Origin of the sequence: Sphingobacterium sp. 18053, from assembly GCF_902706145.1 — a bacterium.
GTDB lineage: Bacteria > Bacteroidota > Bacteroidia > Sphingobacteriales > Sphingobacteriaceae > Sphingobacterium > Sphingobacterium paramultivorum.
The window spans coordinates 33,083-44,168 of sequence record NZ_CACSJW010000005.1; the positions used below are offsets into that span (position 1 = coordinate 33,083).

Consider the following 11,086-nt stretch of genomic DNA (forward strand, 5'->3'; position numbering starts at 1 on the left):
CATTTGAACAGTTCAATCGAAAGACGGATCCATACCGCTATCCATGTTCTTTTTTGAATATTCACACACGATAAAATTATACCATGCCCGCTGAACAGAAATCCATCTATACGTTTCAATTTATTTTACTTTGCTTAAGCTCGCTCCTATTTTCTTCCAGTTTCAATATGATTATTCCGGAACTGCCCAATTATCTGAGCCGTTTGGGCGGAGCAGAATACAAAGGGTTAATCATAGCGTTGTTTACTTTGACTGCTGGAATTTCGCGGCCTTTTAGTGGTAAATTGACCGATCGGTGGGGACGTGTACCGGTCATGGCAATTGGATCCATCGTTTGTTTCATCTGTGGTTTTCTTTATCCCATTTTAACATCAGTCGCTGGCTTCCTATTCTTACGATTGATACATGGTTTTTCCACTGGTTTTAAACCCACCTCAACTTCTGCATATGTCGCGGATCTAGTTCCACAAAAAAGATGGGGGGAGGCTCTTGGCATGCATGGACTCGCTTTTAGTGTTGGAACTGCTGTGGGTCCAGCGATTGGAAGTGCCATTTTCGAGGCCTTTGGTATCAATGTTATGTTTTATTGCTCTTCTTTCATGGCACTTCTCTCCATTCTTATCGTCATTAACATGAAGGAAACACTGGCGAAAAAAGAAAAATTCAATCTTTCCATGCTCAAAATAAACCGCAAGGATATTATTGAATGGCGTGCCCTTCCAGCAGGAATCGTCACGTTTTTATCTTATACCGCTTATGGAGTCATTCTAACTTTAATTCCCGATTGGAGTGAATACCTGGGACTTAAAAATAAAGGGCTATTTTTCCTGGCCTTCACCATAGCATCGGTATTGATACGTTTCGTATCCGGCAAAGTTTCGGACCGTTACGGGAGACCAAAAGTCATTGTTGTCGGAATAGTCATTATTGCTATTGCGCTCGTTGCTATCGGTATGGGCAATAGTTTCATTGGAATGATGATCGGCGCAAGCATCTATGGCGTTGGCACAGGTATACTCTCACCTGCCGTCAATGCCTGGACGATCGACCTTAGCCTACCTGAACATCGGGGCAAGGCAGTAGCAACCATGTATATCTCACTTGAAGCTGGAATAGGGCTTGGCGCACTGCTTGCTGGATTATACTATAGTGATGTTATCTTCCGGATTCCAGTCATTATGTATGCCAATGCAATAGTTTTGCTACTTGCTCTGACCTATATGCTGGGCTGGCAGAGAAGGCACAAAGCCCACTAGTCTTTAATTTTTTTTGCAAACTCATGCAGGACCAAACCTCATTTCCTCTTTAAATAAGTTTCTCAATGGATAGCGGAGAGATCAATAAACTGTGCAGCAATCATGAGTAACGAGAAGAACTGATAAGATCGAATACTTGCTTTTATATGCCACGCAATTATATTGCATATAAAAGGTAATTTATCTAAGTTTGATTTATCATGGTAAGCAATTATTTAAAGCTTCAATATACTTTACTGTCTCGGCATATTCGGGCTACAGGACTGCCTGTTTGGTTCGCCTTTCTCCTCTTATTTGGATTATGTTATTTTGCTTACTATGCATTGGTTCAATACCCGCTTTTTGGTTGTTATGCGCTACTGCTTGGCAATTTTCAAGCACTGTTTCTGCTCACAGAAAAAAACAGAAATGACTTTCTCAAAAATACATACAGTAAGCGAGATTTTCATAAGATCAGAATAGTTGAGAATGGGCTATTAACGCTGCCGTCCTTCGTCATTCTTTTCCTCCACAGCCAATGGCACTATGCGTTGTTATTGGTTACTTTAGCTGTTGTTTTTGCATTTTTGACGTTTAGGGCTTTCGGAAAATCTATCCCGACACCTTTCGCAAAAAGACCTTTTGAATTTATCATCGGGTTCCGACGGAGCTACTTGCTTTTGCTTGTATTGTATCTATTGGCTGGAATCGGTTTTTATGTCGCCAATTCCAATCTTGTTTTATTTTGCGTCGTTTGCATTGCGCTCACCTGCGTTTTCTATTATCAATTGCCGGAGCCTATTTTTTACCTCTGGAATAACCATCATACACCAACAGTCTTTCTGATGCGAAAGTTTAAAAGGGGAATTTTACAGTGTCTGCTCTTGCTACTGCCCCTTCTTTTTCTGTATGTTGTAATCTTTCCATCGGATTTATTTAATGCCTGTATTGTATTGGGCGGAATATTACTTTTACTTCCTTTTGCAATCACATTGAAATACGTCGCTTACCCACGGGAGATTAATTTCCCCGAAGGTTTTGCTTTGGCACTTTGTTTTAGCTTTTACCCCTTGATTCTAGCGCTCTTGCCTTTTTATTATATCAAAGCAATCAATAATCTAAAAAATCACTTATGATCGAGCTTACAAATATCAGCAAGTCCTTTGGACAGCATCAAGTACTCCACGAGGTTACTTACATCTTTGATAGCGGAAAAATATATGGTATCGTCGGTGAAAATGGCGCTGGAAAGACAACGCTGTTTCGTTGTATTGCTGGACTAGAAACCGCCACTGGAAGTCTAAAATCTGATTTAGAACCGCTGAAAAACAATTTAGGTTACCTCACCTCGGATCCGTATTTCCTTTCAAAACTCACCGGGGAAGAGTATATTTATTTGCTGGCAGATGCACGGGGTAAACAGATCAAAAACCTCAGTGAAAGGAATATTTTCGAGTTGCCCTTAAAGGAGTATGCGAGCACCTATTCCACGGGAATGAAAAAAAAACTAGCCCTGACAGCTACTTTACTTCAGGACAATAATTATTATATCCTTGACGAACCTTTTAATGGCATCGATCTACAAAGCAGCATTATTCTTACGGAGATTATTCTTCGCTTAAAAGCGATGGGTAAAACGATCCTAATTTCGTCACATATCTTTTCCACGCTAAAAGATACCTGCGATGAAATCTTAGTACTCGAAACTGGCAGAATTAGTAAATCTGTAAAAAAAGAGCAGTTCGGAGACTTTGAGGAGGAAATGAAAGAAAAAATACTACAAAAAGATATCGACAAATTGTGGCTTTAGTATGCCGTAACACTTGAGATAAACAATATGGAAAAACATTTACCTATACTGGAAACTGAACGTTTAATTATCCGCCCAATACAGATGGATGATGCAGCTTATTTTTTCGCAATGGATTCACAGCCGGAGGTTCATACCTTTCTGAATAACGAACCTATTCAATCCATTGAAGAAATGAAAAAGGCCATCGCGCATATTCAGCAACAATATGAAAAATACGGTATAGGCCGTCTAGGGGTCATTGAGAAATCAAGCAATCAATGGATAGGCTGGACAGGATTTAAATATATTGACGAACTGGAGAACGGACGTATTGGATTTTTAGACCTTGGTTATCGTTTCAGAACGGAATCTTGGGGAAAAGGCTATGCGACAGAAGCCGCACTAGCCTGCATGCAATATTACAGAGAACAGCTGACCCATTTTGAAGTACATGCCATCACACATACGGGAAACCTGGGGTCAAGGCATGTCTTGGAAAAAGTAGGATTTCAGGTAACTGAAGAATCTCATTTCGACCTATGGAATATTCCCTGTTATTGGTATGATCTGGCCATTGACCGACCAACAAACTAATTATATTAGCTTTAAAAACTAATTTTTTTAACTTTTCATAGTTTCACTGGGATAAAACAAAATGGTTTTGTATTTTTACACGTTCGAATAAAATACTATTTCGAACATTTCTGTATTGTACAATTTAATCTATTGCTGAGTAAATGAGTGACGAAACGAACTTCCCAACGGAAGATAATCAAGAAGAACTGGGATCAGGAAAAACAGAAAACGGAAGTCAGACGATACCTTTATCAGGACTATACGAAAACTGGTTTTTGGACTATGCATCCTATGTTATCTTGGACAGAGCCGTACCACATATCAATGACGGTTTGAAACCCGTACAACGTCGTATCCTCCATTCCTTGAAGGAAATGGATGATGGAAGATATAATAAAGCTGCCAACGTCATTGGTAACACGATGAAATATCACCCACATGGTGATGCTTCTATCGGTGATGCCATGGTACAATTGGGACAAAAGGATCTCCTGATTGACTGTCAGGGTAACTGGGGTTTCCCAGTTACGGGTGACTCTGCTGCTGCTCCACGGTACATTGAGGGAAGGTTATCCAAATTTGCAAATGACGTTGTCTTCAATCCCGAAACGACTGAGTGGCAATTAAGTTACGATGGACGGAATCGCGAACCTGTCACACTTCCGGTAAAATTCCCATTATTATTGGCTCAAGGTGCTGAAGGGATTGCTGTTGGTCTAGCGACCAAGATTATGCCGCACAATTTCATTGAGCTAATTGACGGATCAATTCAGGTATTACACGGTGAACGTCCGAATATCTTCCCAGATTTCCCTACGGGTGGTATGGCCGACGTTTCAAATTATAATGAGGGTCAACGTGGCGGTAAAATCCGTGTACGTGCGAAAATCGAAGAACGCGACAAAAAGACGCTCGCAATTACGGAAATTCCATTTGGAACGACAACCGGCGGTCTGATTGAAAGTGTGGTTACAGCAAATGATAAGGGAAAAATTAAGATCAAAAAAATCGAGGACAATACAGCGGGAAATGTAGAGATCATTGTGCATTTGGCTCCGGGAATTTCTCCCGATGTAACGATTGATGCCTTATATGCCTTTACAGCCTGTGAAGTCTCTATCTCACCTAACACTTGTGTTATCAAGGATGAGAAACCTCACTTTATGAGTGTCAATGACATTCTAACGGAAAACACAATAAACACCAAAAATTTATTGAAACGAGAATTGGAGATTCGTTTAAACGATCTTCAAGAAAAAATCTTCTTCAGTAGTTTATTAAAAATATTTATTCAAGAGGGGATGTACAAACATCCGGATTATGAAAATGCCGGTGACTTTGAGGTCGTGGTGCAGGTTCTGAATCGCTTGTTTGAACCTTTCTTCGATCAGTTTTATCGCGAGATACGTCCAGAAGATTACAAAAAATTGATCGATAAACCAATGAGTAGTATTACACGTTTCGACGTTAAAAAAGCGGACGAAATGACGAAAACACTCGAAAATGAGATCAAGGAAGTCAAGCGTCATCTACGTCAATTGACAGAATATGCCATTGCATGGTTTGAGAAATTGCGTGAAAAATATAGTAAAGACCGCGAGCGTAAAACCGAACTGCGTATATTCGATAAAGTAGAAGCGACCCAAGTTGCCCTAGCAAATGCCAAACTATATGTCAATCGTGAGGAAGGATTTATTGGCTCAGGCATGAAGAAAGATGAGTTTGTATGCGACTGCTCGGATATCGACGATATTATTGTATTCCGCGAGGATGGCAAATATGTTGTCAGTAAAATCCAGGATAAAGTATTTGTTGGAAAAGGAATTATCCACGTTGCTGTTTTCAAAAAAGGTGATGAGCGGACAATCTATAACGCCATCTATAAAGAAGGTGAAACTGGCACCAGTTACATCAAACGTTTCTCTGTGGTAGGTGTCACTCGGGATAAGGAATATGATGTATCCAAAGGATCCAAAGGATCTAAAATCCTGTATTTCACAGCCAATCCAAACGGTGAAGCAGAGGTAGTTAATATACAGCTTAAACCGCACACAAAATTGCGCAAGTTGAATTTTGACATGGACTTTGCCGAGATTGCAATCAAGGGCCGTGCTTCACAGGGAAATATTGTATCAAAATATCCCGTCAAAAAAATCAGCTTTAAAAGCTCTGGTGTTTCCACACTGGCAGGACGAAAAATATGGTACGATACCATCATGAAACGTCTAAACGCAGATGAACGTGGCCAATACCTTGGCGAGTTTGATGGCGACGACAAGATATTAGTGGCTCTTTCGGATGGCAGCTACGAATTGTCAAACTTTGATCTAAGCAACCACTTCGACGAGAAAATGATCCGGATCGAAAAATACTATCCAGACCATGTCTATACAGTCGTGCATCAGGACGGCAAGAGTGGAACGTACTTTGTCAAACGTTTTAAATTTGACGATCAACCTATTGGAAAACGCATTTCCTTTATTAATGAAGATGCGGGATCTAAACTGATCTTGATGAGTAATGCGGCTGAACCGATGGTTAAATTGGAGATTTTAAAAGGCAAATCCCAAACAGAAGAAACTCTTGATCAACCTTTGACCGAAATTATTGACGTCAAAGGAATAAAAGCACAAGGAAACCGCCTGTCTTTCCATACGGTAAAATCGGTTGCGCTAACAACAGCGGATGAAGATTTAAGTCAAAAAGGTAAAGAAAGAGCAGCCGAAACAAGTACTGATACCACAGAAACAACGGTTGATAGCACCATAACGGCGGTGGACAGTTCCGTGAAGGAGAAGGAGGTAGAGTCAACCGATAAAAATGACGATATCAAATTGGAAATCACTAATCCAAATGACATCCAAATCGACGATAAAGGACAGATGGAAATGTTCTAATTCGTATTCCATACACAAAAAAGGCTCGAATAAATATTCGAGCCTTTTTTGTGTAGGATACAACACCTTAAGTATTGTCCTTTAAGCTTTAAATTCTTTTAGGAATTTTTGAAGTTTTGGAGCAATGACTACTGAACAAAATGGATTTTCAGGATGATCATTAAAATAATTATGATGATAATCTTCCGCTAACCAAAATGTCACGGCTGGTTCTACCGTTGTGACAATAGTGTCCTCATAAACATCCTCATTTTCCAATTCGTCGATAAAATTCTGCGCTAAGATCTCCTGTTCTTCATTATGATAAAAAACAACTGATCTATACTGTGTACCCACATCGTTACCTTGACGGTTTAATGTCGTCGGGTTATGTGTCTTAAAAAAGATTTTCAATAGGTCTTCATAGTTCACCAGCTCGTCGTCATATTCTAGCTCGACAACCTCAACATGATCAGTTGTACCCGTACAGACCTGCTCATAAGTTGGCTTATCTACATGCCCTCCCATATAACCAGGCAATACCGATGTTACCCCTTTAGTGTTTTGGAAAATAACTTCTGTACACCAAAAACATCCTCCTCCAAATGTTGCTTTCATACTTTTATAATCTTGCGTATTTTAATCTTACTTTTTCAAACACTATAGCCGATTTAGTAGCTACAGCGAAAAATGTTTAGACAAATATAATTATTAATCGGCAATGATATACCCTGCTATCATTGCGAAAAATGGCAGTTTACGTTTCATTTACCACTTGAGAATGAACCCCTCGTACCCATATACCCCTATTTTAATATTAATAGTAGTGTTTTCCTTTAATCAATAAATCTTGTTTTTTACTGTCACAAACTGCATAGGAAAAACCTTGTTGCAGCGCATAGGCACCATATTCACCTTTTTTATTTATTGCTAAGAATCCAACTTGAATTTCCTTCGCAATTGCAGGTTTCTTCTTCACGATACGCATAACAGCTTCCTTACAGGCATCTTCTGGAGAATAACCCTGACGCATCAATTCGACAACCAAGAAACTACCTACATTCCGTATGACTTCTTCGCCAACTCCGGTAGATGTAGCTCCGCCTACTTCATTATCGACATAAAGTCCGGCTCCAATAATTGGGCTATCTCCTACCCGACCATGCATCTTGAAAGCCATACCACTGGTTGTACAAGCCCCAGAAATATTGCCATTGGCATCCAATGCCAACATACCGATCGTATCGTGGTTATATTGGTTTCCTGGCAAACGTTCTGCTGCAAAAGATTGGTTTTCAATATTGGCTACAGGTTTGTATTTTTTTTCCTTCAACCATTCCTTCCACGCTTTTTCACCTTCTGGGGTCAGTAAATTTTCTTCCTTAAAACCATTTTCTAACGCAAATTGCAATGCGCCTTCGCCCACAAGCATCACGTGGGGTGTTTTTTCCATGACCATCCGTGCTACTGATATTGGATGTCCAATTTTTTCCATTCCAGCAACAGCGCCGCAGTTACCATCCGCATCCATGATACAAGCATCAAGTGTGACATGACCATCGCGATCTGGATAACCACCTTTACCAACTGTCATATTTTTGAGATCGGCCTCGGGCACACGCACACCTTGTTCTACCGCATCCAATGCCTTGCCTCCTTTGGACAATATTTCCCAAGCGGCTTTATTTGCTGCGATCCCAAAGTCCCAAGTTGAAATTACAATAGGATATTTTTTAACACTGCCTCTTGCTGCAATCGTCAATCCTTTCGCATCAAAGGCTGTCAATGTCCCCATTGCCGTCGCAGCAATCAAACCTTGCCTAATAAAATCACGTCTTGAACTCATTTCCTTATTAATATTTTATAAAACTATCGCTATTGATTAATCCGGCAAAAACAATCATTAAATTGCCTTCAGTCTACCGAATACAAAAAATTTTCATCATTGACTGCACAAAAGCATCGCTTTCTTTTCTAGCGTATTGCACGACCTTACATCACATCTGCTCCCAATCTACTTCATCGATATACGCTGAAAAATGCTGTTCTACATTTTTACAGCTTCGTGTTAAACTGAAGAAGGATATTGACTTCACAATCAATAAGCAATATTACAAAATGGTTTTAGCAATTAGATAATTTAATTAAAATTAAACCCAAACATTCGTTTTTTAGCAACATAACATCAAAATCACTTAAAAATCGACAATAAAAATTGACTTATATTATGAATTAATCCTATCTTTAGAAACAAACTAATTCGCATGAAAAACACTCTTAAATTCGCTATTTTAGCTTATGCAAGCCTTATAGGTGTTGAAAGCAGTCAGGCGCAGCAGCTAGATTCCACGACTTATTTCAAGATCAAAGAGTTGCAAGAAAACGTAAAACGTGAATTCGCTCCCGATAAAAGAACCAAGATCGTAGCAATCCAAAAAGCGGATATAGCACAGAACCAATATGTGCTTGAAACAACTGAAAAAGATGCTAAGTTCGTTTTGGAGCAAAAGGCAAAAGATATATCAGCCAATATTCAAGTACAGCTCTTGCCTGATGCAAGTGTAGGTGAAAAAACTACTGGAGTCATCAGACTCTCCGTTGCAAATATGCGCACATTTCCAGATAATGCTGCGGAGCTAACCAGCCAGGTTTTATTGGGAACGCAAGTGGATCTTCTGCAAAAAAAGAGCGGTGACTACCGTGTCCGCACGCCGGACGGCTATATTGCATGGGTACCAAGTTCGTCCATTGAAGCGATGGACAAAACCATGCTGGCAAATTGGCGGCAAGCAGAAAAAGTTATCTATACAGCGGAGTTTGGAAAATCATATTCTGAACCCAATGAAAAAAGCCAACGAGTGTCTGATCTCGTATATGGTGACATCCTTCAGTTAAAAGGACAGAAAAGCAACTTTTATGAAATAGCATATCCGGATGGGCGTTTAGGTTATATTAAAAAATCAGAAAGTCTAACCTTAAAAAATTGGTTTGAAACGCGCCAGCCTACAGCGGAAAATATTATCGCCAGTGCAAAAACAATGTTGGGCCTACCCTATTTATGGGGGGGAACATCGGTGAAAGGTGTAGACTGCAGCGGTTTTACCAAAACAAGCTTTTTTATGAACGGCTTCGTGATTCCGAGAGATGCATCGCAACAAGTACTTGCAGGTGAAAAAATCGACATTTTAGATCAAGAAGGACATTTCGACCCTGAGAAAGCACTCAAAAATCTAAAACCGGCAGACTTATTGTTCTTTGCGGCAGGCAAAAACAGCAACCCTAATGCGCGTGTAACACATGTTGCACTCTATATCGGCAATGGAACTTTTATTCACGCTGCCGGATTAGTCCGGATCAACAGTATGCTTAAGGACGCTGCAAACTACGATGATTTCCAAACCCGAACTGTGGTTGCTGCACGCCGTTACCTCGGGACCCACGATAGCGCAATACAGAAAGTCGTTGAAAGCAATTATTACAACAATAAATAAACATAACGATGAGCAATCAATCTGAATGGATCAGTAAAGATTTTGGGGCCTTTAAATTAAGGTTTAGACCTTACACTTTAACTTTGCGCCATGTCTTTACAGTAGCTTCCTTTAGCCGAAGCACAACACCGGTTGTATTGACCGAACTAGAGTATGATGGCATTATCGGTTATGGTGAAGCGAGTATGCCACCCTATCTAGGCGAATCTCAGGAAAGTGTCCTATCATTCCTCAATCAGATTGATCTGACAGGCTTCAACTCTCCTTTTCAAACCGAAGAGCTCCTGCATTATATTGATCAGCTTGCTTTGAAAAACACGGCTGCAAAAGCGTCCATTGATATTGCCCTACATGATATCCTTGGTAAAATTATGAATCAGCCCTATTATAAGATATGGGGATTGAATCCTAACCTTATCCCACCGACGTCCTACACCATCGGAATCGATACAGAAGAAATGATCCGCCAAAAAGTCGCCGAAGCTGATCAGTTTAAAATTTTAAAGGTGAAACTGGGTCTTGATACGGATAAAATGATCATAGACACCATCCGTCAGGTTACCGATCGTCCTTTGTGTGCCGACGTCAATCAAGGTTGGAAAACACGTGAAGAGGCTTTGGAAATGGCACACTGGCTTGCAGAAAGAAATGTTTCTTTCTTGGAACAGCCGATGCCCAAGGAGCAGATAGACGACAACGCCTGGCTTACTGAGCATAGTCCTATCCCTACTATTGCCGATGAAGGATGCCAACGCCTTGTAGATGTTCCGGCATTAAAGGGTGTATACTCGGGGATCAACATCAAATTGATGAAATGCACGGGCATGCGTGAAGCTAAACAAATGGCAGAACTTGCTCGTTCTTTGGAAATGAAAGTTATGATCGGCTGTATGACCGAAACTACCTGCGCGATCAGTGCAGCTGCACAACTTGCACCATTAACAGACTGGGCTGATTTAGATGGTGCTTTATTGATCGGAAATGATATATACGACGGCATGACCGTTGTCAATGGTAACTGCCTTCTTCCCGACCGTCCGGGGATTGGAATTTTAAGAAAATAACCCTATATTCAGTGCAATGTTTTTTTCTTAAAGAAAAGATTGCACTGAATTG

Annotated in this window: 9 protein-coding genes; 7 read left to right on the forward strand and 2 right to left on the reverse strand. The window is 40.3% G+C overall.

Annotation, left to right across the window (positions count from 1 at the left end):
• The first annotated feature begins 83 nt into the window (after nucleotides 1-83).
• The 5 genes from GVK91_RS12700 (at nucleotide 84) to GVK91_RS12720 (ending at nucleotide 6,500) form a co-directional block, all read left to right on the forward strand.
• Nucleotides 84-1,256, forward strand: coding sequence for an MFS transporter (locus GVK91_RS12700; protein WP_153844980.1), 1,173 nt, complete (start codon nucleotides 84-86; stop codon nucleotides 1,254-1,256).
• A gap of 200 nt (nucleotides 1,257-1,456) precedes the next feature.
• Complete coding sequence (locus GVK91_RS12705) at nucleotides 1,457-2,371, forward strand: hypothetical protein (RefSeq protein ID WP_153844981.1); 915 nt, start codon at nucleotides 1,457-1,459, stop codon at nucleotides 2,369-2,371.
• Nucleotides 2,368-3,045, forward strand: coding sequence for an ATP-binding cassette domain-containing protein (locus GVK91_RS12710; RefSeq protein WP_153844982.1), 678 nt, complete (start codon nucleotides 2,368-2,370; stop codon nucleotides 3,043-3,045). The genes GVK91_RS12705 and GVK91_RS12710 overlap by 4 nt, the downstream gene beginning before the upstream one ends.
• Before the next feature lie 27 nt (nucleotides 3,046-3,072).
• Entirely contained in the window at nucleotides 3,073-3,621 is a 549-nt protein-coding gene (locus tag GVK91_RS12715; protein ID WP_153844983.1) for a GNAT family N-acetyltransferase, read from the forward strand.
• A gap of 143 nt (nucleotides 3,622-3,764) precedes the next feature.
• The gene (locus GVK91_RS12720) at nucleotides 3,765-6,500 is read left to right on the forward strand and encodes a DNA gyrase/topoisomerase IV subunit A (protein ID WP_153844984.1); all 2,736 of its coding nucleotides are present in this window, start codon (nucleotides 3,765-3,767) and stop codon (nucleotides 6,498-6,500) included.
• An 81-nt stretch (nucleotides 6,501-6,581) separates the two neighbouring features.
• Here GVK91_RS12720 and msrA read toward each other — a convergent pair whose 3' ends face one another.
• Together msrA and GVK91_RS12730 are read right to left on the reverse strand one after the other, a co-directional pair.
• A complete protein-coding gene (gene msrA, locus GVK91_RS12725) occupies nucleotides 6,582-7,097 on the reverse strand; it encodes a peptide-methionine (S)-S-oxide reductase MsrA (RefSeq protein WP_153844985.1) in 516 nt (171 codons plus the stop codon).
• A 199-nt stretch (nucleotides 7,098-7,296) separates the two neighbouring features.
• On the reverse strand, nucleotides 7,297-8,325 hold the full coding sequence (locus GVK91_RS12730; protein ID WP_153844986.1) for a N(4)-(beta-N-acetylglucosaminyl)-L-asparaginase: 1,029 nt from the start codon (nucleotides 8,323-8,325) through the stop codon (nucleotides 7,297-7,299).
• A 418-nt stretch (nucleotides 8,326-8,743) separates the two neighbouring features.
• Here GVK91_RS12730 and GVK91_RS12735 point away from each other — a divergent pair, with 418 nt between their 5' ends.
• Both GVK91_RS12735 and GVK91_RS12740 read left to right on the forward strand, forming a co-directional pair.
• Complete coding sequence (locus GVK91_RS12735; RefSeq protein ID WP_153844987.1) at nucleotides 8,744-9,970, forward strand: NlpC/P60 family protein; 1,227 nt, start codon at nucleotides 8,744-8,746, stop codon at nucleotides 9,968-9,970.
• An 8-nt stretch (nucleotides 9,971-9,978) separates the two neighbouring features.
• Nucleotides 9,979-11,034, forward strand: a complete 1,056-nt coding sequence (locus GVK91_RS12740; protein ID WP_153844988.1) for a dipeptide epimerase — start codon at nucleotides 9,979-9,981, stop codon at nucleotides 11,032-11,034.
• Nucleotides 11,035-11,086: the final 52 nt, after the last annotated feature.

Coding starts and splice junctions, on each gene's coding strand:
- GVK91_RS12715 (WP_153844983.1), top strand. CDS start 3,073: ATGGAAAAACATTTACCTATACTGGAAACTGAACGTTTAATTATCCGC.
- GVK91_RS12710 (WP_153844982.1), top strand. CDS start 2,368: ATGATCGAGCTTACAAATATCAGCAAGTCCTTTGGACAGCATCAAGTA.
- GVK91_RS12735 (WP_153844987.1), top strand. CDS start 8,744: ATGAAAAACACTCTTAAATTCGCTATTTTAGCTTATGCAAGCCTTATA.
- msrA (WP_153844985.1), bottom strand. CDS start 7,097: ATGAAAGCAACATTTGGAGGAGGATGTTTTTGGTGTACAGAAGTTATT.
- GVK91_RS12720 (WP_153844984.1), top strand. CDS start 3,765: ATGAGTGACGAAACGAACTTCCCAACGGAAGATAATCAAGAAGAACTG.
- GVK91_RS12740 (WP_153844988.1), top strand. CDS start 9,979: ATGAGCAATCAATCTGAATGGATCAGTAAAGATTTTGGGGCCTTTAAA.
- GVK91_RS12700 (WP_153844980.1), top strand. CDS start 84: ATGCCCGCTGAACAGAAATCCATCTATACGTTTCAATTTATTTTACTT.
- GVK91_RS12705 (WP_153844981.1), top strand. CDS start 1,457: ATGGTAAGCAATTATTTAAAGCTTCAATATACTTTACTGTCTCGGCAT.
- GVK91_RS12730 (WP_153844986.1), bottom strand. CDS start 8,325: ATGAGTTCAAGACGTGATTTTATTAGGCAAGGTTTGATTGCTGCGACG.